The organism is Paenibacillus sp. J22P277, from assembly GCF_059383675.1.
Genome location: NZ_JBXENS010000002.1, coordinates 592,122 through 617,654, shown reverse-complemented (window position 1 = coordinate 617,654; position 25,533 = coordinate 592,122). Strand labels below are relative to the sequence as shown.

Here is a 25,533-nt window from a genome sequence, read left to right as displayed (position 1 = left end):
ACGCGATCATTCAGGTGGCGAATTTGTCCAAATCCTTCGGCAAGCACGAGGTGCTGCGGGATATCACGGTCGACGTCGCCCCGCGGGAGGTGCTCGTCGTGATCGGTCCTTCGGGCTCGGGCAAATCCACCTTTCTCCGCTGCCTGAACCTGCTGGAGCAGCCGAGCGGCGGCGAAATCGTCATCGACGGCAAGCCGCTGCTCGCCAAAGGCACGGATATCGTCGCCATGCGGGCGGAGCTCGGCATGGTGTTCCAGCAATTCAACTTGTTCCCGCATCTGAAGGTGCTGGACAACATCACGCTGGGGCCGGTGCGCATTCGCAAATGGCCGGCCGCGAAGGCGCGGGAGAAGGCGTTGGAGCTGCTGCGCAAGGTCGGGCTGGAGGACAAAGCCGAGGTTTATCCGGCGTCGCTCTCCGGCGGGCAGGCACAGCGCGTCGCGATTGCCCGGGCGCTGGCGATGGAGCCCAAGATCATGCTCTTCGACGAGCCGACCTCGGCGCTCGATCCCGAGATGGTCGGCGAGGTGCTCGCGGTCATGAAGCAGCTCGCGAAGGAGGGCATGACGATGGTGGTGGTCACCCACGAGATGGGCTTCGCCCGCGAAGTCGGGGACCGGGTCCTCTTCATGGAGCAGGGGCGGATCGTCGAACAAGGCTCGCCGAGCGCGTTGTTCGAACGGCCGCAGCAGGAACGGACGAAGGCGTTTCTGTCGAAAGTGTTGTAAATTGTAATAGGCGAAAGAGCCTCCATCCCCTCGTTGACGGATGCGGAGGCTCTTTTTCGCGCGAAAAAACGGCCGTACAGGTTCAGCTGCCTGCACGGCCGTTTTGGATTTCGAATCGGAAGCTGCTAGATCGCCCAGTTGCCGCCGCGGAACAGCGGTTCTGCCGTGCCGTCGGCACGGATGCCGTCGATGTCCAGCTCGGCGGAGCCGATCATGAAGTCGACGTGCACGAGGCTGGAGTTGAGGCCGGCCGCGGCCTGTTCTTCTTCCGTCATCGCTTTGCCGCCTTCGACGCAGAACGCGTACGCCTTGCCGATGGCCAAATGGCAGGACGCGTTCTCGTCGAACAGCGTGTTATAGAAGATGATGTTCGTATCCGAAATCGGCGAACGGTGCGGCACGAGCGCGACTTCGCCGAGGAAGCCGGCGCCTTCGTCGGTGCCGATGAGGTTCTTCAGCACTTCGAGGCCTTCTTCGGCCTGAATGTCGACCACTTGGCCGTTTTTGAAGGTCAGCACGAAGTCTTTGATCAGGTTGCCGCCGTAGCTAAGCGGCTTCGTGCTGGTGACGGTGCCGTTCGCGCCGCCGCGAAGCGGCGCGGTGAACACTTCTTCCGTCGGCATGTTGGCGACGAAGATGTCGCCTTTGGCGTTCTCGCTGCCCGCGCTGATCCAGATATGGCCGGGCGGCAGCTCCAACGTCAGATCCGTGCCGGGACCGGTGTAACGGAGCGCGAAGTATTTTTTCTCGTTGAGGAACGAAGCCTTCGTATCGAGCACCTCGATATGCTTCTTCCAAGCGCCGACGGGATCGGCCTCGTTGATGCGCGTCGCGGCGAAGATGGCTTCCCAGAGCGCATCCTCTTGTTTGTCGGACGCTACTTCGGGGAATACCTTGGCGGCCCAGTCCGGAGAAGGCACGGCCACGATCGACCAGCTGACTTTATCCGACATCGTATAGGTCCGCCATGTCTTGAGCGCGATGCCGGCCGCTTTGTTGGCGTTCGCGATCCGCTCGGGGCTGATGCCCTTCAGGAGATCGGGGTTGGCCGCCACGATGCTGAGGAACGCCGCGTTGTCCTTGGCCATGTCTTCCCAGCCTTGGGCTCTCCATTGCGGATACTCCAGGAACGCTTCGTCCGGGGCGAGTTCGTATTTGGTCCGGGTGACGACATCGTCGTTCCACTCGACGTGGACATTCTTGGCGCCGACTTCGTAGGCTTTCTTCACGACCATCCGCACGAACGGCGCGGAGGAAAGGCCGGCGCTGACGACGAGCGTTTGGCCGGGCTGCACGTTCACGCCGACCTCGACGGCGAGCGCCGCATATTGTTCAAGTTTTTGTTGGAAATCATTGATCATTGAAAAACACTCCTTACTTCCGAATAGCCTTATTCTAGCATAAAAGTCGCGCAAACTCTAAAGCGGACAAGAGTAGGGAATAAATACCAAATTACGCAATAACGGCTTGATCTGGCGCTTTACGGGCGATTAAGGCCGCCATGATCCGCGTCGCCTTGAGGATCGCCTAGCTTCGCATTATAATAGCCATGCCACCCGACGTTTCCAGGAGCGTCGGGTTTTTTCTTTTTCTTGCCCGACGCGCGGGCGGAATTCAAGCGGTTCGCCTAAAAAAATTACGAACATATTTTCGCATAAATTGCGGCGCGAAGCGAGGAAGTAAGCTATAATAGTAAGAAATCTGGAACCGGACTTTTCGCGAGAACGGAGTTTGAAAGGAAGGATAGGGCCGTGACGCCTTTTACAGCAGACGTATTGAAGGTCATCCTGGGCATTCCGCCGGGGCATGTCATGACTTACGGGCAAATCGCCGCGCAGGCGGGCAGTCCGCGCGCCGCCAGGCAGGTCGTGCGGATTCTCCATTCCATGAGCGACAAGCACGGACTGCCCTGGCACCGTGTCATTAACGCCAAGGGCGAGATCGCCATCGGCAGCGACGAAGGCCGGTTTCTGCAGCGCGCGCTGCTGGAGGAGGAAGACGTCTACGTCAATCCGGCGGGGGCCGTCGATCTCGACGAATACCGGTTCGAGCCCGGTCCGCCGCCGAGCGAATCCGTCTAAGTCAGCGAACGGCATACATAGCGACTCGATCGCAGGAACGGTTGACGAACATCGTTCCATCGGTATCCACACAAGCCCTCGAGGGCACAAGAAACGGAGGGGAATCGGCATGTCGTTCGTTATGCGGCTGCAATGGTTTTTCAAAACAAGATGGATCTATTACGCGCTTGCCATCGGCTTGATGGCGGGGGTCAATTTGCTTCAGACGATTCCGCCGAAGATGATCGGCAACACCATCGACAATATTCAAAAGGGCAATCTGACCGCTTCGGAACTGAGCAGCACCGTCCTGCTGCTGGTGGGACTCGCGCTCGGCATGTACGTGCTCGTCTATATCTGGATCACGACGTTGTTCGGCAATTCCGTGCTGCTCGAGAAGCTGCTCCGGGGACGCTTCATGGCGCATCTGACGCGGATGACGCCGGGCTTCTTCCAGCGCAACAGCACGGGACAGCTCATGGCGCTCGCGACCAACGACATTCTGGCTATCGGCAACACGGCCGGCTACGGCGTCATGACGCTCGTCAACACGCTGGTCGGCGCGACCGTCGTCATCGTCATGATGATCTCGCTGATCGATTACAAGCTCATGCTGGCGGCGCTCATCCCGCTGCCGCTGCTGGCGGTCGTCATCAGCTTTCTCGGCGGGAAGGTAAGGGTTCGCTTCCTCGCCGCCCAGAACGCGTTCGGCAAAATGAACGATCACGCGCTGGAGTCCATCTCCGGCATCCGCGTCCTGCGATCCTACGTGCAGGAGAATCGGGACCTGGCGGCATTCGACGGCGTGACGACCGACGTCATGGACCGCAACCGCGAAGTTTCGCTGCTGAACGCGCTCTTCCAGCCGATTATTTCGCTGATCGTCGGCGTCAGCTATACGATCGGCATCGGATACGGGTCTTATTTGGTGTTTCATCATGAGATCACGCTGGGGCAGCTGATCAGCTTCAATATTTATTTGGGCATGCTCATCTGGCCGATGATTTCCTTCGGGGAGTTCATCAACGTGCTCCAGCGCGGCAACGCGTCCGCGGACCGCGTGGAGAAGTCGTTCCTGCAGCAGCCGGATTTGACCGATCCCGAGCATCCGGTCCAGGTCGACGTGCCGGCCAGCATCGAGATGCGCGGGCTGTCGTTCACGTATCCGACGGCCGATCATCCGAGCTTGCGAGAGGTCTCGTTCAGGCTGGAACGCGGCGGAACGCTCGGCGTCGTCGGCCGCACGGGAAGCGGGAAGAGCACGCTGCTGAAGCAGCTGCTGCGGCAGTATCCGCTCGGCGAGGAGCAACTGTTCGTCTCGGGCGTGCCCGTGGAGGCGATCGCCCTTGACCGCGTGAAGCAATGGGTCGCTTACGTGCCGCAGGAGCACCTCCTGCTGTCCAAGTCGATTCGCGACAACATCGCGCTCGGGAAGCCGGACGCGACGGACGGGGAGATCGCCAAGGCGGTGGAGATGGCCTCCTTCGCTTCCGATATCGCGATCATGCCCGAGGGCATGGGCACGATCGTCGGGGAGAACGGCGTCATGCTCTCCGGCGGCCAAAAGCAGCGGCTCGCGATCGCGCGGGCGCTGCTGATGGACTCGGAGATCCTGGCGATGGACGACTCGCTGTCGGCCGTCGACGCCCGCACCGAGGCCCGCATCCTGCAGCATATTCGGCGGGAGCGCGCGGGAAAGACCACTTTGATCACGACGCATCGCCTCTCCGCCGTCAGCCATGCCGATTGGATTCTCGTGCTCGACGAAGGACGCATCCTGGAAGAGGGTACGCACGAAGAGCTGATGCATTTCGGCGGCTGGTACCGCAAACAGTGGGACCGGCAGCAAATGGAAGCCGGACTCGAAGAATCCGAATAAACGCCCATCGGGGCGATACGTCAGGAGGACGTGCACGATGAAGCCATCCACGACGCGCAGGCTGGCAAGCTATGCGCTCGTCTACAAATACCGCATTATCGCGGCGATACTCATATTGTGCTGCGCCGTCGTGTCCGAGCTCGGCGGTCCGTACATCGCGAAAATCATCATCGACCAGCATCTGTCCTCAGGGGAGAACGACATCGCCGCCGTCTTGCGGCTGCTGGCCTTGTACATGGGGCTGCTGCTGACCGCGAGCGTGTGCAATTTCACGCAGTCGTACATGCTGCAATCCACGGCGCTGCGCATCATCAAGAACATGCGGATGGACCTGATGAAACATATCTCCCGCATTCCGGTGCGGTACTTCGATAATACGCCGATCGGCCAGGTCGTTTCGCGGATCGCGAACGACACGGAGGCGATCCGCGACCTGTTCATGAGCTTCATGGCGACGTTCGTCGTCAGTTTCGTGCAGTTGACGGGCATCTACGTGGCGCTGTTCATCCTGGATGCACGGCTGGCGCTGATTACGCTGCTGCTGCCGCCGATTTTCGTCGGCATCATGTACGTGCACCTGAAATACTCGAAAATCTATATTACGATCATGCGCGCGCGGCTGAGCGACATGAATGCCATGTTCAACGAGACGATCAACGTCATGCCGATCATTCAGGCGTTTCGCCGGGAGAAAGTGACCATCGCCGAGTTCGAGACGCTCAACCATGACCGGTACGCCAATCAAGTGAAGCAGTTCCGGGTGTTCTCGCTCTCCTCGCGGAACATCGTGGGCACGATCGGCGGGCTGTTGACCGCGATGGTCATCTGGTATTTCGGCAACGAGTCGCTGACCGCGGCCTCGATATCGTTCGGCGTGTTCTACGCCTTCATCGATTATTTGGGCCGGATATTCAATCCGATCATCGGAATTTTCGACCAGCTGATGAACGCGCAGCGCGCCTTCGTGTCCGGGGAGAAAGTGTTCGCGATCATGGATATCGAAGGACAGGACGTGGAAGAAGCGGAAGACACGAAGCGTCCGGAAGGCATCGTGAAGTTCGACAACGTCACGTTCGCGTACAAGGAAGGCGAGAACGTTCTGAAGGGCATCTCGTTCGAGGCGCGCAAAGGCGAGACCGTGGCTTTGGTCGGCCATACCGGCTCCGGCAAAAGCTCCGTCATGAACCTGCTGCTCGGCTTCTATGAACCGCAGCTAGGCGAAATAACGATCGACGGTCGCAATATCGCGACGTTCTCGAAGCAGGAGCTCCGCAAGAATATGGGCATCGTGCTGCAGGACCCGTTCCTGTTCGCGGGCGACATCAAGTTCAATGTCAGCCTCTACAATAAAGACATTACGCTCGATCGCGTGAAGGGCGCGCTGCGCGAAGTCGGCGCCTCGACGTTCATCGAGCAGCTTCCGGGCGGCTACGACGAGCAGGTCGTGGAACGGGGCAGCACCCTGTCTTCCGGGCAGCGGCAGCTGATCTCGTTCGCCCGGGCGCTGGCGTTCGATCCGTCCATCCTCATCCTCGACGAGGCGACGGCAAGCATCGACAGCGAGACGGAGGGCTTGATCCAGCAGGCGCTTAAAGTCGTGAGCGCGGGACGGACGACGCTCGTCATCGCGCACCGCTTGTCGACGATTCGCGAAGCCGATCAAATCCTCGTGCTGCATCGGGGCGAGATCGTGGAACGCGGCAATCACCGCGAGTTGATGGCCCTGGAAGGGCGTTATTATAAGATGTATCAGCTGCAAACGGGAGAAGGCGCGGTAACCTCCCAAGCCGTTCAATCGTCCGTCGGGCAGGCGGACGGCACGCCGCAAACCGGCGGGGCGCCGATCGTGATTTAAGGCGGTTCATGCGCCCGGGCAGAAGCTATCGGAGAGGACGATTGGCATGAGCGAGTTGGTGAAGCCGGACGGCACGCTGAACGAAGCGGCGATCGCGGAACGGGAGACTTTATATACGGGCATGAACGGGCAGCGCGTGGAACGGCTGTTCCTTGTCACGGGGGAGCGCGCGATCTTCAAGCCGCTGACCAATGACAGCCAGCTTGGACGGGAAGCTTGGGTGTACGCGCATGTGCTGCCGGCGTTTCCCCCGATCTATCCTCGCTTGCTGGCGTATTCGGGCATTTCGCTTGCCGGTTATGAGTATGCGGGGCAAGGTTCCTCCATCGCGGCGGTGATAACCGGGCATGGTGAAGGCAAAGGAGGCGGCTGGTGCCTGTTCGAGGACTTGGGCCCGCTCTCGCATGACTTCCGGTTAAGCACGGCGGAAGCTTTGATTCCGCGCATCGCGGAGTGGCATGCCCTGCCTGCGGATGGACTGCTGGACGCTCCGCTGCTTGGGCCGAAGCCGATGATAGATGCGCTTCTGCGGGATGTTCTGAGCCGGGAGGCCGATCTGAGGGATGCCTTGTCCGCCGTGCCTGCCGGAGGAGAATCGCTGGAGCGGGTCCTTGCCCCGCTGAAGGAAGGCGGAGCGTTCGATCCGCGGGAATCGGGTTGGTCCGCGCGGGTGCTGTCGCACGGCGATCTGCATCTCGGCAATTACGCTCTGGCGAACGGGCAATTGAAGGTACTGGATTGGGAGCATGTTCATCTCAACACCCCGTATTGGGATCTGTACCATCTGCTGGATTTGTCGCATCCGGTGTTTCCGAAAACGATAAAAGCGGCCGACAGGGAGCGACTGCTGGGGCTCTATGCGAGCGAATCGGCCCGAAGGGACGGAACGGCTTTGCCGCCCGACTTTAAACGGGCGTATGCCCGGTTTGCCGCCGTGTTCTCGTTGTGGATGCTGCTTCTGATCGAGAAGGACCTTGCGGCGCTGGCGGCATCGGCGGATCTGCCGGCCCCATGGTCGCCGGAGCAGCTGAGGCGGCAGAGGGCGGAGACGCTGGACAGCTTCACGCAGTGCGCGGCCATGCTCGGCGATCGATGACGAGAGGGAGTTGGTATGATGGGCTTGGAGAATCGAGGGGATCTCAACCGGATATTAAACCGCTTGAATCAACCGGATCTTGCGCGGGTGCTGGCGGAGGAGCTGTCGGGAAGCGATCTGAACACGCTGCTCCTGGAGGTGTTCCGCGAGCGAACGGAAGCCTCGTCGGCCGCGGATCTGCTCAGGCGATACACGGAGAACCGCTTCGTTCATCCGGCTCGGGCCGATCCGATCGCCTTAAAGCAGCTGGAGCTCGACCTCCTCAAGATCGCGGCACTGCACGGCATGAAGCCGGTCCAGCTATCGCCCGTAGCGCCGCTCGGCACGGCTTCGGTGATGGCGAAGGTCGATCAGAACAAAGTGATATCCGCCTTGAGGGGAACGGAAGCGGTATCCGATGCCACCAATCTCCTCGCGCTGCATGTCTGCGAGTTATTACGCGGCGAAGGCGAATCGCATAAACGGAACGACTTGATGCGGCTGTGCACGACGCATCGGCATGTTCGGGCGCAATACTTCGGGGACGTTCCGGGCATGCTGCCGCATTTTCACTTGTTTTGCATGGTGAGCGCCGGGCTGGATACCGGTTCCTACGGCTTCGAGAAGCAGGCGTTCTGGGAGCAGATCGAGATTTACCGGGCGATCTTCCGCCAGCGGTTCGGGGCGAACATCGAGCTGATCTTCAGCGTGCGCGGCGGGTACCGGGACGCGGAAGGACTAGCGGATCGAGTTATCGCGGAGGGAGAAGCGCGCAGCTGCGGGGTGAAGCTGACGGTGGGCAAGGCGAATGCGGATAACCGTTATTACGAGGGCTTGCAATTCACGATCAAGACGACGATCGAGGGCAGAGAGCTGCTTATCGGCGACGGAGGTTTCGTGAATTGGACCCAGCAGCTGCTCGGGAATCGGAAAGAGCGGCTGCTGATCAGCGCGATCGGCCTGGATCGGCTGCTGCTTCCTTGACCGCCGCTTCGCGCTGGAGCTTATCTGCGCACGATGCTTCGCCTAATGCATCGGCGCGTATTGAAAACCGCGCATGATATCACATTAATGGGCACGCCAAAAAGCACTCCTCCGACGCGATCGGGGGAGTGCTTTTGTGCCGTTTTAGGCGATCGGGTGAAGATTGCCGGCTTCGGCGATGATTTCGATGGAGCGCAGCCTTGCCTTGTGATCGTAAATCTGAGAAGTGACGATCAGTTCATCGGCCATCGTGTCCTTGAGAATTTCGTTCATGCGAGCTTCGACGGCGGCTTTGCTGCCGATCGCGCCGAAGTTGAATTTGGAAAGCAAGGCTTCCCGTTCGTGCGGCTGCCACAGCTCATCCATATTGTCCACCGGCGGCTTCAGCTTGCCTGGCGTACCGCGGATCAGGCTGAGGAATTGCAGCTGCTGCGAGGTAGCCAGCCGCTTCGCTTCCTCGTCGGTGTCGGCGGCGATAATGTTGACGCCGACCATGACGTACGGCTGCGACAAAGCTTCCGACGGCCGGAAACTGCTGCGGTAGAGATGGATCGCCTGCATCAGGTATTCCGGCGCGAAATGGCTGGCGAACGAGAATGGCAGGCCGAGCTCGCCGGCCAGCTTCGCGCTGAAGCCGCTGGAGCCGAGCAGCCAGATCGGCACGTTCAAGCCTTCGCCCGGCGTCGCGCGAACCGGCCGGTATTGATCGGCCGGCGGGTTGAAGAACGCCCGCAGCTCGGTGAGCAGCTCGGGGAACTCCTGCCCTTGCATCGACAGGTCGCGGCGCAGGGCTCGTGCGGTCGTCTGGTCGGAGCCTGGCGCGCGGCCGAGGCCAAGGTCGATCCGGCCGGGGTACATCGACTCCAGCGTGCCGAACTGCTCCGCGATGACGAGCGGCGCATGATTCGGCAGCATGATGCCGCCGGAGCCGACGCGGATCCGCTTCGTGCCGCCGGCCACGTAGCCGATGACAACGGACGTGGCGGAGCTGGCGATGCCCGACATGTTATGATGCTCGGCGAGCCAGTAACGGTTATAGCCCAGGCGCTCGGCCAGCTGCGCCATTTCCATCGTGCGGAGGAAGGACTCCGCGGGCGTTCCGCCCTCTACGACGGAAGCAAGGTCCAGGACGGAAAGCGGAACAGATCGTTCAAGTGGCATGATGAAACCTCCTAAAAGTGTTGTGGGCGAAGCCTCGAAGCCGGGATACCGGCGAGAAAGCAAAACTGCTTCGAAAGCATAAGCCAAGTGTTGTGGGCGAAGCCTCGAAGCCGGGGATACCGGCGAGAAAGCAAAACTGCTTCGAAAGCATAATCCAAGTGTTGTGGGCCAACATCGTAATCCTAAGCCAAGTCTTACGGGAGGAGCCCCAAAAAACAACCAGCCTATCTATCAGCAATAACGTGCTATTAAAGTGTACTTTATATTATGGAGCAGGAACAAATATTAATCAAGCTGCTAACTATTAGTTAGTGAACATGTCATCTTTGCTCTACCTGACCAGTCTGCATAACAACATGTCCGCCCTTAAATCGGAAGCGACAAACGCGCCGACACAGCTCCCAGCCGTACGTTTCGCGGCCACCTTTTGCCGTTCGGTAGAGCGAATGCCGAGTCCGTTCGCAATCCCGATATTCCGCCTGTCCGCGCCTCCTCCGCTGGAAAGATGGTCCATATATTTCACCCCCTATTTTTGCTATAGTGAGGGAAAGTTATCCATAAGCCCGGGGGTGTCCACGCTGATCATCCTGAAACGTTTGGCTTCGTTGTCGATTCTGCCCAAGCTCGTGCTCACCTTCTTGGTAACGCTCACCCCGCTCTACATCATCGGCTGGAGAATGAACGAGATCGGCTCCAACCACGTGCAAAAGGAAATCACGGATTCGCTCGTCTCCCGTACCTCCCTCTACATGAACATGCTCGAATTCGACCTGGACGGCGTCATCCGGCAGCTGCAGGAATACGTCAACGACGACGATCTGATGAAGCTCACGTCCGCGTCCGAAGTAATGAGCGAAATCGAGAAAATGCAAGCGCAGCTGCGACTTAAGAGCCGGCTCGATCTGCTCAAGAAGTCCAGTAAATTCGTCGAAAACGCAATCGCATTCATTCCGGAAATGAACCGCACCGTATCCGCGAACGACAACGTGATCGGCAACTTCGACGAGGCACAGTTCGCGGCCCTGACGAAATCCACCAACCGGTTCGAGGCGCCGTTCTTGGTATGGAACGACCGGATCTTCATCAGCCTCCCGTACCCCGATCCGGCGACCGCCGGCACCCAGAAGCCGGTGTTTCTGCTGGCGGTGGAAATCTCCCGAAGCAAGTTGGAATCGGCGCTTCAAGAGTTCACGAACGAAGGCGGGCGAACGGCGCTTGTCGGGAACAAGCAGCCTTTCCTCATCACGGGAGGCGAGACGGCGGTCGACGAGGAGCTCGTGCGCGATTTTCAGCGGGAAGGCGCGAATGCCTCGGAGAAGCAGCTGCAGTCCGTGAGCTGGAAAGGCGAGCCGTATCTGCTCGTATCGAATCATTCCTCCAAGCTCGACATGAGCCTGCTCATGTACGTGCCCGAGACGAAGGTGAACGCATCGCTGCAGGTGTACCGGTTCTGGTTCTACGTTCTGTCCGCCGTATCCGTCTTTCTCGTGCTCCTCTTCTCGTACAGCATCTACCTCATCATCCATCAGCCGCTGAAGCGGCTCGTCCGGTCCTTCCGGCGCATCGAGCAGGGGCAATTCAACCTGGAGGTGCATTATCCGCTGCAGGACGAATTCGGTTACCTCTACGGGCAGTTCAACGGCATGGTGCGGCGGCTGGACGTGCTGGTGCACGAGGTGTACGAGCAGCAGTACAGGGCGCGCCTCGCGGAGCTGCGGCATTTGCAATCGCAGATCAATCCGCATTTTCTGTATAACAGCTACTTCATCCTCTATCGCATGGCGAAGCAGCGGGATCACGACAACGTCATTTATTTCACGAAGCATCTCGGCGAGTATTTTCAGTACATCACGCGCGACGGCTCCGACGAAGTGCCGCTTGCCAGCGAGATTCAACACGCCCGCACGTATGCGGAAATTCAGTCCATCCGGTTCTCCGAGCGCATCGCGGTGGAGTTCGAGGACGTGCCGGAAGCGATTCGCGCGTTTCCCGTCCCGCGGCTCATCGTCCAGCCGATCATCGAGAACGCCTACAACCACGGCCTCGAGAACAAACGCAAGGGCGGGCTCATCGCCGTGCAATTCCGCGAGCGCGAGAACGCCATCGACATCGTCATCGAAGACAACGGCGAGGACATGAACGCGGACAAGCTCCGCCAGCTTCAAGCCAGCCTGCTGGACAAGGCGGAGCCCAGCGAGCACACCGGACTGCTGAACGTGCACCGGCGCATCATCATCCGTTACGGCGGAGGCGGGCTGAAGCTCGAGCTCGGCGCGGAGCGGGGACTGAAGGTCATTATGACGATTCCGAGAGAGGAAGGTGGCGGCCATGTACCGCTTAATGATCGTTGACGACGAACGATTCACGGTGGACGGGTTATACGAAATGCTCGAAGAAATCGAAGACTTGGAGCTCGATCTCTACCGGGCCTATTCTCCGGAGGAAGCGCTGGACTGGCTGTCGCGGACCCGCATCGACATCGTGCTGAGCGACGTGCGCATGCCCGGCATGACGGGACTCGAGCTGCAGAAGCGAATCGTCGCGCAGTGGCCGCGGTGCAAGATCATTTTCCTGACCGGCATCCATCAGCTGGAGACCGCGCAGCATGCCATCCGGACCGGTTCCATCGATTACATCCTTAAAACCGAAGGCGACGAGGCCATCGAACGCAGCATTCGCAAGGCGATCGATGCCTTGGACGCCGAATCGGCCAACGAAGGCTTCCTGCTGCAGGCTCAAAGGCGCCTAAGCGAAGCGCTTCCCCAGCTTCATCGCGACTGGCTGCAGTCGGTGCTGGAGCTGCAGGCGCCGGTCGGGACGAACGACAAGCTGGCGGAGCTGCGGATTCCGCTGCTTGGCGAGCTGCCCGTCATCCCGCTTATCGGCCGGATCGACTGGCCGGAGGCGGCAGATTACCGGGACAGGACGCTGCTGCTGTACGCGGTGCAAAATATCGCGGCCGAGTATTACGCCTCGCTGGCATTCTTCTCGGCCAGCTTGGACAGGCATCATTTCGTATGCTTGCTGCAGCCTCGCGGCGAAGGCCATGACCATTCCGGCGGACATGCTCCCGATCGCGCCGAGTGCACGGGGCAAGACCTTTCCGACGCTTCTTGCGACCCGGCCACGAACTCCGTCCCCGCGACCGCCTTCCCGGGCGAGACCTGGCAGCAAGCGGCCGGCTTCGCGCACGGCACGATGGAGTCGGTCCAGCAAACCTGCGAACGGCTGCTGCAGCTCGACGTTTCGCTGATCTGCTCCGTGCAGCCGGTCGATTGGGGCTTGCTTCCCGGCGCCTGCGACAGCATGAAGAAGCGGCTGCGGATCGGGCTCGGCTCGCGCGACCGGATGCTGCTGCTCTGGAAGCCGGACGAGGAAGGGAAGAAGCCGGCGGCCCTTCTGCCGCTGCCGCCGCTGCGCATCCTGAGCGCGCAGCTGGAGCGGCTGCTGGAGGAAGGGAGCGAAGCGGAATTCGAAGCGGCGGTACGGCATTACATGTCGCTGCCCGTCCGGTACCCGGATTACGCGCTGGTCTATTACGGCATCGCCGGCGTGCTGCTGAGTCACCTGACGCAGGGCGGTCCGGAACAAAATGATGACGGCGCCGCCGATATCGACGCGCTCATGAATTTGTCCGCGCACCGGGACGGGGAGGCTGCGCTGCAGCAGCTGCTTCGAACCGCCGCGGGGATCTGCGAGCGCCGCAAATCGGTGCAGACGGAGCGCACCCAGCAGCTGATCGCGAAGCTGCAGCACTACATCCGCGCCAACCTGGGAGGGGATTTATCGCTGACGCGGCTGTCCGAAGTCGTCTATTTGAATCCGGCGTACTTGTCCGTGCTCTACAAGCAGCAGACGGGCGGGAACCTGTCGGAATACATCGCCGAGGCGCGGCTCGACAAAGCGAAGGAGCTGCTGGCCACGACGCCGTGCAAGATTCACGAGGTCGCCGACCAGGTCGGCTTCGAGACGGCGGGTTATTTCAACCGCTTCTTCAAGAAGCGGCTCCATGTGACGCCGCAGGAATATCGGGCCCGGGAATAACCCGGGCCCTGCACTTTCTATACAGGAGAGAAGGAATCTATAGATTGTTCCATAGAGAGTTGAAAGCGCTGTCTTTTATACTGGGAGAGAAAGGGAGATTGCGATCAAAGGGGAGGATTCAAGCATGCGACAGACTGTAAAGTGGACGGCGGCGACGGCCATGGCTTCACTGCTGATTTTGGCGACCGCCTGCGGCTCGAACGACAACGGTACAGGAAATGCTTCCGACACCAAGGGCAATAATACCTCCAATGCCGCGAACGCGACGAATACGACGAACGCGACGAACACGACCGATTCGCCCGACGCGACGAATACGGGCACGAACGCGCCGGCGGAAGCCGATCCGTTCCTCGGCAAATACGACCCGCCGATCACGCTGACCAGCGTGCGGATCATCAACGACACCTACAAGTTCATGGAAGGCCAAACGATCGACAACAACATGTGGACCAAGGCGCTCGAAGAGAAGCTCGGCATCAAAGTCAAATACGACTGGGTCGTAAGCGGCGACCAGCCGGGCGGTCAAGGCGAGCAGAAGATGAACGTCTCCATCGCCTCGGGCGATCTGCCGGAAATCATTCCGGTCAACGCGAAGCAGCTGCAGCAGCTGCAGGACGCGGGCGAGCTGGAGGATCTGACGGCGGTCTACGACAAGTACGCTTCTCCTTTCCTGAAGGAGATTTTGAACCAGGACGGCCCGTCCTCGCTGGCGTCCGCGACCTTCGGCGGCAAGCTGATGGCGATCCCGAACACCGGCTCCTCCATGGACGGCGCGGGCATGATCTGGATCCGGACCGATTGGCTCGCCAAGCTGGGTCTGGAACCGCCGAAGACGATGGCCGACGTGCTGAAGATATCCGACGCGTTCACGACGCAGGATCCGGACGGCAACGGCAAGAACGATACGTACGGCATCGCGATGAACAAGGACCTCTACGGCGGCTTCGCCGATATTACCGGCATTCTGAACGGCTTTCACGCGTATCCGAAGCAGTGGATCAAGGATGCCTCCGGCAATATCGTCTACGGCAGCATTCAGCCGGAGATGAAGACCGCGCTCGGCACGCTGCAGGAGCTGTACAAGAAAGGCCAGATCGACAAGGAATTCGGCGTCAAGGACGGCGGGAAGGAAGCCGAGCTGACGTCGTCCGACCGCATCGGCATGCAGTTCGGCCAGATGTGGAACCCGCTCTTCCCGCTCGTGGACAATAAGAAGAACAACGCGAACGCGCAGTGGCAATCGTACCCGCTCGTCTCGAACGACGACCAGCCGGTCACGCCGCAGGTCGGCTTTGCGACCGGGCAGTATTTCGCCGTGAAGAAGGGCGCCGAACATCCGGAAGCGGTGGTCAAGGCGATTAATCTGTTCGTCGAGACCGCCTGGGGCGAGACCACGACGCCGGAGAACTATGCCGCTTACATCACGGGCGACGGCTTCGAGAAGTTCAAGATGATGCCGTTCCAAGCATGGCCATCGCGTAAAAACCTGGACATCTACCTCCACGTGACGGCGGCGATGGACAGCAAGGATACGTCGAAGCTCAATGCCGAGGAGAAGGACAACTACGGCAAGATCGCCGCGTTCCTCGACGGCACGAGCAAAGACCCGCTGGGCTGGGCGTACGAACGGATCTTCGCGAAGGAAGGCTCGTTCAAGGTCATCGACGGCTACGTCAGCAACAGCCAGCTCAAGATGCCGGAGTTCTTCGGCGCGCCGACGCCGGCGATGGTCGAGAAGGATTCCAACCTGCAGAAGCGGGAGATCGAGACGTTCACGAAGATCATCATGGGCGACTCCCTCGACAACTTCGATAAGTTCGTGACCGAGTGGAAGAAGCTCGGCGGCGACCAGATCACGCAGGAAGTCAACGACTGGGCGAAAAACAAATAAGAGGCGTTAACGGGCAGCACGCAGGGGGGGACGCGATTTCCTCCTGCCTGCCGCTGCCTTTCGAACGAAGCGGAGCAGGGAGGAACAACGCCATGTCATGGAAAAAAAAGAGCGAGCGGCTCCCGCTGCACCTGATGATTTTGCCGGGACTCGTCCTCGTCGTCATTTACTGCTACGGCCCGATGCTGGGGCTCGTCATCGCGTTCGAGAAATTCGTGCCGGCCAGGGGAATCTTCCATTCCAAATGGGCGGGCCTCGATAATTTCCGCTACGTGCTGGAAATGCCGGAATCGAGCCGGATCATCTACAACACCGTGCTGATTGCGCTCATGAAAATCGTCGTCGGGCTCGTAGCCCCGATCGTGACCGCGCTGCTGCTGAACGAAGTGCGCAAGGAAGTCTTCAAGCGAGGCATTCAGACCGTCATTTATTTGCCCCACTTTCTGTCGTGGATCATTCTCGGCGGCATTCTGATCGACATCCTGTCGCCGACGGACGGCATCGTGAATCAGGTATTGGGCTGGATCGGCATTCAGCCGATTTATTTTCTCGGGGATAACGGCTGGTTCCGCTACGTGCTCGTGGCCACGGATACGTGGAAGGAATTCGGCTTCAATACGATCGTGTATCTGGCCGCCTTGACCAGCATCAACCCGTCGCTCTACGAAGCGGCGATCGTGGACGGCGCCGGGCGCTGGAAACAGACGCAGCACGTGACGCTGCCGGGCATGATGCCGATCATCGTCCTGCTGACGACCTTAAGCCTTGGAAACGTGTTAAACGCCGGGTTCGACCAGGTGTTTAATTTATATAGTCCGCAGGTATACGAATCGGGGGATATCATCGACACGTTCGTTTACCGGATCGGCCTCATCGATTCGCAGTTCGGCGTCGCGACCGCGGTCGGGGTGTTCAAATCGGTCGTCTCGCTGATTTTCATCTCCGCGTCGTACTATCTGGCCTACCGGTTCGCCAAATACCGGATTTTCTAGCGAAAGGAGCGTGTTCGCATGCTGGAGCATTATACGCTTAGCCGCCGGTTGTTTCTATCTTTCAACTACGTGTTCCTCGCTTTCCTGGGGATCCTGTGCATCCTGCCGATCATCCACGTGCTGGCCTTGTCGTTCAGCTCGAGCAACGCCGCCCAAGCGGGATACGTCAAGCTGTGGCCGGTACAGTTTACGCTGAGCTCCTATGATTTCGTCACGCATAAGGCGGCATTCTGGAAGTCGATCGTCGTGACGCTGAAGCGGGTCGGCGTCGGCGTGCCGGTCAACATGCTGCTGACGGTGCTCGTCGCCTATCCGCTGGCGAAGGAAACCAAGAAGTTCCCGATGCGCACGTTCTATGCTTGGCTGTTCGTCGTGACGATCCTGTTCGGCGGCGGGCTTATCCCGCTCTATATGACGGTCAAATACACGGGCATCATGGACAGCTTGTGGGCGATGATCCTGCCGGGCGCCGTGCCGGTCTTCAACGTCATCCTGCTGCTCAACTTCTTCCGCGGCCTGCCGAAGGAGCTGGAGGAGGCGGCGTTCATGGACGGGGCCGGCCACTGGACGACGCTGTGGCGGATTTTCCTGCCGCTGTCGCTTCCGGCGCTCGCGACGATCACGCTGTTCGCGACGGTCGGCCACTGGAACTCCTGGTTCGACGGCATCATCTACATGAACTCGCCGGATCATTATCCGCTGCAGAGCTACCTGCAGACCGTCGTCATCAATCGCGACTTGACGCTCATGTCCTCGTCGGACATGAAGTCGCTGGCCGAGGTCAACGACCGCACGGCCAAGGCGGCGCAAATCTTCCTCGGCGCGCTGCCGATCCTGCTCGTGTACCCGTTCCTGCAGCGGTTTTTCATGAAAGGGATCGTGCTGGGCAGCGTAAAGGAATAGCTCGTCGGCAGAGCCCTGCGCGTGGACGCGAGTCCGCGGGCTGGGCTTTTTGCGCTGACCGGTGACGACAGCGATGAAGCCTTAACGAAATCTCTCCATTGCAATCTCCCAAGTTATGCTAAAATAGGTCGTCGACAAGTCCGTAGCGCAGGTTTCAAGAAAGCATGCCGGCCGCGCGGCTGCGGCGGCCGAGAGAATAGAGCTGTCCATTTTCTATCATACGGGGGTATCGCCATGAGCGAATTCAGCGAAAGCTATCATCTGATCGGGCACAGCGAACAGGAAGGCATCGATCTTCTGAAACGGGCCGGACAAGGGGGATTGGTGTTTCCCGCGGTCAACAATTGGGTGACGATGCTGCCGAATTTCCCGATTTATACGCCGAACGCCGACCTGATACGGCACAATGCCGGCGTTCTCTTGCATTATGTTTTTGCCGAAGATCACGGCTGGTCGTTTGCGCTATATGAACGCGACACGCTCGTTTCCTCCTATGAATGCGACTGGAACGATGAAGATATCATCAACCGGGACGGGGAATTGAACCTGCCCGCTCTGCTGGAGAAGCTTAACCTTAAGCTGGAGCGGGAGCAGGCGATCGAGGAAGCCGAGATCGCACGGTTGCTCGCTCCCGCGGATTTCGAGGAAGTATCGGAGCTGGAACCCGCCTATTCGTTCGCCGAATCGTTGGGGCTGACCAACTATGCATGGCTGTCCTATCACTATGCGGAGCGTGATTACGCCGATCAAGCCGATTACATCGCGGGCAGCGGGGTAATAAAGGTTGATTGACCGCCCGGGAGGTGCACCATGAATATTTTGCCTAACGTCATTCGAGTATTGTCGATTCTTGAGGCAATCGGGTTCCTGTTGTTATTGCCCGTCGCGTTCGCCTTCAACGACACGGGCGAGCCGGCCGCGACGATCCTGGCGATCTATGGCGGCTATGCGCTGATCGGCATCGTCGTCTTCGTCGCGAACGAGATCATGATCCGGAAGAAGGCATTCAAACGCCGTTCCTTCCGAATCGGTTACAACCTCTTCTGGGCTTGCGCCGCGTTGGCGGCGGCGGGCGCATGGATGATCTTCGCGAATGCCTGACCTCACAAAGCAGCACTTCTTTGCGTAGTCGGGAATTCGTGATCGCCGCGCTCGCGCCGTCCCGCGCGCGAGAAGAGGCTGACCGCCGTCATCGTGAGATGATCGGGCGGTCAGCCTCTTTGTCATGCGTTTGAGATCCGGAGCTAGACCTGCAGCATGAGCAGGATAATCGAGGACAGGCTTAGGCAGCCGCTGATCAGGTACAGGAACATCACGGCTTGTTTCGGGCTTAAGCCCGCCCGGAGCAGGCGGTAATGCGCTTGGCTGGCATCGGCCTGATAGATCGGCTTGCCGCCGAGGAAGCGTTTGATCACCACGAAGATATTATCGAAGATCGGCACGCCGAGCGCCAGGATCGGAATCAGGATCGAGAGCACCGTCGCCTGCTTGAAGGCGCCGTCGAGCGCGATGACCGCGAGGATGAACCCGAGGAAGGTCGCGCCCGCATCCCCCATGAACACCTGCGCCGGCGGCTTGTTGTAGCGCAGGTACGCGATCGTGACGCCCACCAGAATGATCGCCATCATGGCGGAGTCCGACTGCCCCATCGCCAAGGCGACCACGAACAGCGTGCCGGCGGATATCGCCGAGAGTCCTCCGGCCAGCCCGTCCATGCCGTCGGAGAAATTAATGACCGTCGTTACGCCGAAGATCCACAGGATCGTCAGCAGGAACTGCAGCACTTCCGGCAGATTCACGAACGCCCCGCTGATGGGATTGTAGAACCCGCTGAACGTAATGCCGGACGCGTAGACCACGACCGCCGCGGAGATTTGTACCAGGAACTTCGGCAGGGTCGGGAAATCCTTCCCGTGCGTCTTGTACCAATCGTCGACCGTGCCGATGGCGATCAGCAGGACGGAGCCCAGGATGATCGCCCCCGTCTGGAGCGTGAACCCTTTCAGGTAGAACAGGTACGTGACGATAAAACCCGCGAAGATGGCGTAGCTGGCCGTCAGCGGGATCGGTTTGCGGTGGATTTTGCGCTCGACGTTCTCCCGGGGCTTGTCCACGAAATCGAGTCGGAACGCCAGTCTCCCGAGCGGCGGAATCAAGAGATATACGATGAAGAACGATACGGCGAATGCGACAACGTACGAAATGATCATCAGCCCCAATGCCAGGTTTTGGATGTCACGATCAGGATGCGCCAAATGCCTAACGGCTATTCTCTTCTTATTAACGATCTTATTCGCCAAAAGGTTACCGAATTGTGGATATTTCCTATTCCATAATATGCTAAAATGGATAGAGAAGTGGGGATAATCGACACTTCGGCATACGCGGAATGAAGCCGCAATCGCAGAAATAACTTATATGAACGGGGAGAACCCATGCAGGAAATCGAGTTTAATTTCGGTTCGTCGTTAAAACAGGTCTACAGAACGCACTACTTTCACGTATTGAAGAACCGAATCGTCTTGACCGTCCTCGCGGCGTACGTGTTGCTTTGCCTTGTATTGATCGCAATGTGGAGTTCCCGTCAGCTCGAAATCATTACCCCGCTGCTGATCCTCGTCGCCGGCTTCGACGTCGTGAACAAAGTCTACTTGATTCCCCGTAAGAAAATGAAGGATCCGCGGTACGATCAAACGGTCAAGTTCACGTTCGGCGAAAAGGAAATTTCGTTTTCCACGTCCGACATGAACTCCAAAATCAACGTGGACTATCTGGTTAAAGTTTGGGAGAACGCCGATTTTTATTTTTTGTTTCACGATAAGCGAAACTATTGGTACATTCCCAAAAAGTCGTTCAAAAGCATGGAACAGGAACGGCTTTTCAGGGAAATCATCACGAAGCATCATAAGATCGCTTCCGGGGTCTTGAAATAAAGTCGAGCACGTCGTGTTGCTGCGCCATTCCTCATCCCATCCCTCGGAGGTCCCTATGAAGAAAATGCTGATTCAGATCTTGTGTTTGATCGGGGCAGTCGGAATCTTATCCAGATTGGCCGTTCGATTGATCGAAAGCCGATGGGGCTATTCGCTCCTGAACGAGTCGTTCCTGGATTGCGTCGAGTACGTGCTGACCTTGGATTGCATCCTGGTCGGCGTCCTGATTCTTCATAAGTACGCGGCGAAAGGGCGTTATCATGCAATCCTGCTGGCGATCGGCGCGGCGATCCTGATCCTGGAGTACCAGTCGCCCGTCTTCGGCGCCGCGATGCAGTCCCCGGGCGACCGTTATTATTTCAGTTCCCCCACCCATCGGTATCAGCTCCTGCTCGAGCAGGAAGAGGCGGAAGGCTCCGTCGTCATCAGAGCCTACCAAGTCGAGAGCCGCTACTTTATCCGAACGGCGGACGAGGCCTTCGCCGCGTTCGATGCGCCGGGCAGCCCGATTCAAGCGGCGAATATCCGGGTCGAATGGGTGCGCGAGAATACCGCTAAAGTCACCGTCGCGAACGGCGGGCAAGCGAGCAGCTTCGAGCTGGCCTTCGACGACGAAGGGTTGTCGCAGGCGGTCATGAACTTATTCCGCGGCGGCGCGGGTCCCGAGACTGATCCGAACCGGACGCCCGTCTAAGCAAATAGCCCGTAAACGCATGCCCATCGCGCATTCCGACCGTACAAATCATCGCGCATGCCACCCGCACGCACCAACGCGCATGCCGGCCGCGAGCCGACGCCTCTCTTATTTCCGCGCCTTCAAATTTCCGGTATTCCGCACGATGGTTTTCACATGGAGCTCCACCTTCAAATTCGGCAAATAATCGGTTCGCCAGCGAGCCAGCTGCGGACGGGTCAGATCAGTGCGGAAATGCTGGCCGAGCCCGAATACATCGGCCTCCGCTTTTTGCACTTTTTTGAACAGCTGCTCGAATTCCCGCGTTACCAGCTCCTGCAGCTCCTTCTTGATCTCCACCGTCGAAGGGTTCCCCCGGGTGTCCATCACGATGATTTTGAGATGGACCGTGCTTTTGAGACGAGGCTGGTTTTGCTCCATGCGGCTTCGGTTCCCCACGCGGCTGCTGACGATTTGAACGGTAGCTTGCCCCATCACCTCGATTTTCCCTTGCGTGTTTACGCCATTGAATACGTTGTACAGCAGGGTTTCCTCGTTGTTCAGCCTCCCGACCATTTTGCCGTTGCTCATGATGGCCGAGCCCACGCTCTTGATTGCCGTCGAATCGCCGGACTTGATCAGCGGGATGACGACGTCGTTGGTGTAGGAATGAATGCTTCTGAAGATCCGCCAGGTCGGCGTGTAGGCGATGTCGGGGCTCCAACCCGCGTTTTTCTGGAAATAATTATAGATCGCCGTTCCGTCGTCCCTCGAACTCGTGTCGATATGATGGAAGAATCGGTCAAGCGGCTCGTCGGAAATGACGAACATCGTTTTCGGCGCGATATACCGCGAACGGATGATGCTGGCGATGCCTTCGCTTAATCCGCGCATGGCAAAGGCTTTATCGACGATGATGACCTTCAGGTGGAGCAGATCGACTTGGCTTTCCATGTTCATGCTGATATGGTCGATGACTTCGTTGATGGAGTCTCCCCGATCGACGATGATCTGGCAATCGCCGCTCTCGTTCACGGCCGGAATATCGAGATAGATCGTATAGATGCCCTGATTGTACGCAATGCCCATGGCAATCGGCAGGGAGCGGTGATTGATGTCTTTGTTGTCCCAACAGCCGCCGAGCAGGAACGTCAGGGCGACCGCAATCGTCCACTTCAGCATCGTCTTCATTTTTAATTCCCTTTCATCTGTTTGAAATGGTGACGCCCCGCCAAAAGGACGATTAACGGCGTCGCGATCGCCACGTATGCCAGAAGGATGGTCTCCCATTGGAGAAATTCGTCGGTCGATTCCAGGTCGGGTATGCACATACATGCGGCGAATGTCAGGACGGACACAAGCGGAACCAGAATCGACGGCTTCATGTCCTTGATGCTGTGCCGGAAAAGGTTGGCCAGCAGCCAGAAAACCATGGCGATGAAGAGCATGATGAAGGCCAGCGAGCTGAGCACCAGAAACATCGTGACCCGGTCGAACATCAGCCATTCGATCTCGATCGTATCGACCGTGAAGACGAAGGGGAACTCCAGTTGTCTGGCCGTTTCTTCGCCTAACGTCAGGATTGGGAGATAAACGGCGAGCAGAAACAACGGCAGGAGCAGCAAATTTGCGATGTAGATGGCTTTCGGCTTGTAGGCGACGTAGGAGGGCACGAATCCGAGGAAGAGGAAGCAGCCCGAGAACGCGAACAAGCATTTGTAATAGGATGGCTTGGCAAGAAACGAGAAGTCCATCGGATCGTCGGGAAGCAGCGGCAGCGCGTAGCGCAGATCGATGTTCTGGAAGGCGTACGCGAGCACGAACAAGGCGGGCAGGAGAAAAAGGATGCTAAGCAGCAAGCCGGTCCTCATCAGCCCCCGCACGCCGCCATTCATGACGATGTAAGCCGGAATCACGATCAGCAGGCAGATGAGAATCCACAGCGGCGTATTCGATAAGAAAATGATCGAGATGATCTCCGCGTAAACCCTCACCGTCAGGACGGCGATGATAGCGAGATGCAGCATGACCGGCAGCAGCGTTGCCCAAGCCAGCCATTTGCTTTTCTTCATCAGCTCGTCGGCGATATTCCGATTGCCGAAGAAGCGGATTCCTTTCAAGTACACGGCCATGATCGCAAATTGAAACAGAAAACCGACGAGAATCGGCACCCACTGCGTCTCCCTGCTGCTGGCGATGAGCTCGGTGGGATACATGAAGAAAATCAACCCCACATGCGTTATAATAAAAACAAGCGGTACTTGTAAAGTTTTGTGCATCTCATTCACCTTTGGGCTTTCTTGACTGCAGATAGGGCAAATTGAGCGTTTGGAATCCGGCCAGATACGAGCAGAGGATTACAAGTCCCGACATGAGGCCCAGTACGCCGAAAGCGGCGGCAAGAAACAAGAGCAGATACTTGAACAGCCGAAGCGAATGCGCATTCTGGATGCCGACGACCGTTGCGCTCGAGATGGTGATGACGGCCAGTACGATAATGAGCAAGTTGCTGACGAGCTTCGCGGATACGGCGGCCTGCCCCAGCACGATGCCTCCGACCATCGTGACGGTCGGTCCGATGCTGGATGGGAGCCGGATGATGGCCTCCAGCAGCAGCTCCAGAACTAATAATAACAGCAGCGTTTCCACAATGGCCGGGTAGGGCACGTCCAATCGGCTCTTGGCGATCGAGTTCGCCAGCTCGAACCGCAGCACGTCCGGATTGACGGACACGAGCGCGACATACAAACCCGGGCCGATGAGCGTGGTAAGAATGCCGCACAGGCGCAGCAGGCGCAGCAGGACCGAGAAGACGGGCGTGAAATTATTATCGTCCTCGGTCATGTACAAATCCGTGAAAAGGCTCGGCAGCACGAGCGCGAACGGGACCCGTTCTATGAAGAGCACGGCCCTTCCGTTCCTTAAGGCGCGCATGGCGGTTTGCGGCATTTCGGTCGTACGGTATTGGGTGATCAGATTAAAGGGAGACAGACCTAAGGCTTTCGTGAGATCCTGCAGGTTGTTCACTTCCTGATTCAGCTTCGATTCGATGGCCTCGGTTAACGTCTGCAGGAACGAGGGATCGATGCTGCCCTTCAGGTACGATACGGTCACGCGGTTTTTGACGGCGTTCCCGAACATATAGGTCTTGAGTTGAAGGTCGTCCGCGTTCGTATGTCTTCGAAGCAGGCCGACGTTCGTTTCCATGTTCTCGTTGAAAGCGCTGTTCGAACCCGAAATGCTGTTTTCGGTCAGAGGCGCCGAGATCGAACGGCTGAGCGTCTGCGGCACCGGAATCAGGCTGACGCAGGTTTCGGAGGTCTCATGAACGACGAGCAGCATGCCGATCTGAACCTCGGTGATGAGCGTTTCGAAGGCTTGGGACGAGTAGTCTTCTCCCAGTCCGGCGACGACGTCCCGCATGTCGTGGTCGGCCAGATCGTCGACCTGGATCAGATCCCGGATCATGGAGATCGTCTGAGGGAAGTCGATCAGCGTTTTCAATCCCAGCACCGCAATGACTTCACGTCCGAGGTGGATTTGGCGCATAATGAAATCGTTGTCGTGAACGAAATGACGCTGCAGCGCGGCCGCGATAGACAATGAATACACGCTCCAATCCTGATTCTTCCATGTTGTTAGGCGATATTATTCCAAAAAAGGGTATAAATATGCGATAGGAGAGGACGAGAATATGACGATCGTCTATTTGGTCAGGCACGGACAGACGGAATGGAACGTGGAACGCCGGTTTCAAGGTCACCAAGATTCCCCGTTGACCGCGCTCGGCCTGAATCAAGCGGAGTGGCTCTCCCGGTCGCTTCGGGACGAGCGGATCGACGTCGTCTATGCGAGTCCGAGCGAGAGAGCTCGCCGGACGGCGGAGATTATTCGAGGCGATCGGGACATCCCGTTGATCGAAGACAGGGCGCTCATGGAAGTGAACCTGGGCGTCTGGGAAGGCATTACGCAGGAGAAAGCCAAGTCGCTGAATCCGGCGCAGTTCGAATTATTCTGGCAGGATCCCGAAGCATTCGCGGTCGAAGGCAGCGAACGGCTTCAAGCCGTGTCCGACCGGGTCGTCGCGCTGCTCGGCAGGGTGCTGCGGGAGCATCGGGGCGAGACGATCCTGCTTGCGACGCACAGCGTCGTCGTGAAGCTGATCATGGCGTTTTTCGAAGGCCGGCCGTTGAAAGCGATCTGGGAGCCGCCTTATATTCATCCGGCCAGCTTATGCAAAATCGCGATAGCGGGAGAGCGGGCGGACATTCTGCTTCACGGGGATGTCAGCCATTATCCGGAGCCGCCCGGAGCGATGGCGGATTAACGGGCCGATCTTACGCGCACGCAAG

General features: G+C 58.6%; 22 protein-coding genes. 16 read left to right on the top strand and 6 right to left on the bottom strand.

Features of this window, described 5'->3' with window-relative positions:
* Positions 1-5: 5 nt before the first annotated feature.
* Entirely contained in the window at positions 6-728 is a 723-nt protein-coding gene (locus AC50YL_RS07510; protein ID WP_494831190.1) for an amino acid ABC transporter ATP-binding protein, read from the top strand.
* Between the two features lie 125 nt (positions 729-853).
* Here AC50YL_RS07510 and AC50YL_RS07505 read toward each other — a convergent pair whose 3' ends face one another.
* Positions 854-2,089 carry an aminopeptidase gene (locus AC50YL_RS07505; protein ID WP_494830656.1) on the bottom strand — a complete coding sequence of 412 codons (1,236 nt, stop codon included), beginning with the start codon at positions 2,087-2,089 and terminating at the stop codon, positions 854-856.
* Between the two features lie 390 nt (positions 2,090-2,479).
* Here AC50YL_RS07505 and AC50YL_RS07500 point away from each other — a divergent pair, with 390 nt between their 5' ends.
* The 5 genes from AC50YL_RS07500 (at position 2,480) to AC50YL_RS07480 (ending at position 8,581) form a co-directional block, all read left to right on the top strand.
* Positions 2,480-2,809: an MGMT family protein gene (locus tag AC50YL_RS07500; protein WP_494830655.1), complete on the top strand. Its 330-nt coding sequence runs from the start codon at positions 2,480-2,482 to the stop codon at positions 2,807-2,809.
* Between the two features lie 109 nt (positions 2,810-2,918).
* Positions 2,919-4,667, top strand: a complete 1,749-nt coding sequence (locus AC50YL_RS07495) for an ABC transporter ATP-binding protein (RefSeq protein WP_494830654.1) — start codon at positions 2,919-2,921, stop codon at positions 4,665-4,667.
* A 37-nt stretch (positions 4,668-4,704) separates the two neighbouring features.
* Positions 4,705-6,522: an ABC transporter ATP-binding protein gene (locus tag AC50YL_RS07490; RefSeq protein WP_494830653.1), complete on the top strand. Its 1,818-nt coding sequence runs from the start codon at positions 4,705-4,707 to the stop codon at positions 6,520-6,522.
* 46 nt (positions 6,523-6,568) lie between these two features.
* Positions 6,569-7,618, top strand: a complete 1,050-nt coding sequence (locus AC50YL_RS07485; protein ID WP_494830651.1) for a phosphotransferase family protein — start codon at positions 6,569-6,571, stop codon at positions 7,616-7,618.
* 63 nt (positions 7,619-7,681) lie between these two features.
* Complete coding sequence (locus AC50YL_RS07480; protein WP_494830649.1) at positions 7,682-8,581, top strand: hypothetical protein; 900 nt, start codon at positions 7,682-7,684, stop codon at positions 8,579-8,581.
* A 144-nt stretch (positions 8,582-8,725) separates the two neighbouring features.
* On the opposite strand, the gene AC50YL_RS07475 is transcribed toward AC50YL_RS07480, so the two are convergent.
* Positions 8,726-9,742, bottom strand: coding sequence for an LLM class flavin-dependent oxidoreductase (locus tag AC50YL_RS07475; RefSeq protein ID WP_494830647.1), 1,017 nt, complete (start codon positions 9,740-9,742; stop codon positions 8,726-8,728).
* Positions 9,743-10,311: 569 nt separating this feature from the next.
* Here AC50YL_RS07475 and AC50YL_RS07470 point away from each other — a divergent pair.
* The 7 genes from AC50YL_RS07470 (at position 10,312) to AC50YL_RS07440 (ending at position 18,676) form a co-directional block, all read left to right on the top strand.
* Entirely contained in the window at positions 10,312-12,093 is a 1,782-nt protein-coding gene (locus tag AC50YL_RS07470; RefSeq protein ID WP_494830645.1) for a sensor histidine kinase, read from the top strand.
* Positions 12,071-13,786, top strand: coding sequence for a response regulator (locus AC50YL_RS07465; protein ID WP_494830643.1), 1,716 nt, complete (start codon positions 12,071-12,073; stop codon positions 13,784-13,786). The genes AC50YL_RS07470 and AC50YL_RS07465 overlap by 23 nt, the downstream gene beginning before the upstream one ends.
* A gap of 124 nt (positions 13,787-13,910) precedes the next feature.
* Positions 13,911-15,680 carry an extracellular solute-binding protein gene (locus AC50YL_RS07460; protein ID WP_494830641.1) on the top strand — a complete coding sequence of 590 codons (1,770 nt, stop codon included), beginning with the start codon at positions 13,911-13,913 and terminating at the stop codon, positions 15,678-15,680.
* Positions 15,681-15,772: 92 nt separating this feature from the next.
* Entirely contained in the window at positions 15,773-16,672 is a 900-nt protein-coding gene (locus AC50YL_RS07455) for an ABC transporter permease (protein WP_494830639.1), read from the top strand.
* Between the two features lie 18 nt (positions 16,673-16,690).
* Positions 16,691-17,575, top strand: coding sequence for a carbohydrate ABC transporter permease (locus tag AC50YL_RS07450; RefSeq protein WP_494830637.1), 885 nt, complete (start codon positions 16,691-16,693; stop codon positions 17,573-17,575).
* Between the two features lie 234 nt (positions 17,576-17,809).
* On the top strand, positions 17,810-18,367 hold the full coding sequence (locus AC50YL_RS07445) for a hypothetical protein (RefSeq protein ID WP_494830635.1): 558 nt from the start codon (positions 17,810-17,812) through the stop codon (positions 18,365-18,367).
* Positions 18,368-18,385: 18 nt separating this feature from the next.
* Positions 18,386-18,676: a hypothetical protein gene (locus tag AC50YL_RS07440; RefSeq protein ID WP_494830633.1), complete on the top strand. Its 291-nt coding sequence runs from the start codon at positions 18,386-18,388 to the stop codon at positions 18,674-18,676.
* 143 nt (positions 18,677-18,819) lie between these two features.
* Here the strand turns inward: AC50YL_RS07440 and AC50YL_RS07435 are convergent, their stop codons facing one another.
* Positions 18,820-19,785 (bottom strand): MraY family glycosyltransferase, encoded by a 966-nt coding sequence (locus tag AC50YL_RS07435; RefSeq protein ID WP_494830631.1) that lies wholly within the window; start codon positions 19,783-19,785, stop codon positions 18,820-18,822.
* A 225-nt stretch (positions 19,786-20,010) separates the two neighbouring features.
* Here AC50YL_RS07435 and AC50YL_RS07430 point away from each other — a divergent pair, with 225 nt between their 5' ends.
* Both AC50YL_RS07430 and AC50YL_RS07425 read left to right on the top strand, forming a co-directional pair.
* The gene (locus tag AC50YL_RS07430) at positions 20,011-20,508 is read left to right on the top strand and encodes a YcxB family protein (protein WP_494830628.1); all 498 of its coding nucleotides are present in this window, start codon (positions 20,011-20,013) and stop codon (positions 20,506-20,508) included.
* A gap of 55 nt (positions 20,509-20,563) precedes the next feature.
* Complete coding sequence (locus AC50YL_RS07425) at positions 20,564-21,202, top strand: hypothetical protein (protein ID WP_494830626.1); 639 nt, start codon at positions 20,564-20,566, stop codon at positions 21,200-21,202.
* Between the two features lie 108 nt (positions 21,203-21,310).
* Here AC50YL_RS07425 and AC50YL_RS07420 read toward each other — a convergent pair whose 3' ends face one another.
* Genes AC50YL_RS07420 through AC50YL_RS07410 form a run of 3 tightly spaced genes read right to left on the bottom strand, consistent with a single transcriptional unit; the run spans position 21,311 to position 24,793 of the window.
* Complete coding sequence (locus AC50YL_RS07420) at positions 21,311-22,372, bottom strand: Ger(x)C family spore germination protein (protein ID WP_494830624.1); 1,062 nt, start codon at positions 22,370-22,372, stop codon at positions 21,311-21,313.
* 2 nt (positions 22,373-22,374) lie between these two features.
* Complete coding sequence (locus tag AC50YL_RS07415) at positions 22,375-23,460, bottom strand: GerAB/ArcD/ProY family transporter (protein ID WP_494830622.1); 1,086 nt, start codon at positions 23,458-23,460, stop codon at positions 22,375-22,377.
* A gap of 1 nt (position 23,461) precedes the next feature.
* Complete coding sequence (locus AC50YL_RS07410) at positions 23,462-24,793, bottom strand: spore germination protein (protein WP_494830621.1); 1,332 nt, start codon at positions 24,791-24,793, stop codon at positions 23,462-23,464.
* Positions 24,794-24,875: 82 nt separating this feature from the next.
* Between AC50YL_RS07410 and AC50YL_RS07405 the strand changes: the two genes are divergently transcribed.
* Complete coding sequence (locus AC50YL_RS07405) at positions 24,876-25,508, top strand: histidine phosphatase family protein (protein ID WP_494830619.1); 633 nt, start codon at positions 24,876-24,878, stop codon at positions 25,506-25,508.
* The last annotated feature ends 25 nt before the right edge of the window (positions 25,509-25,533 follow it).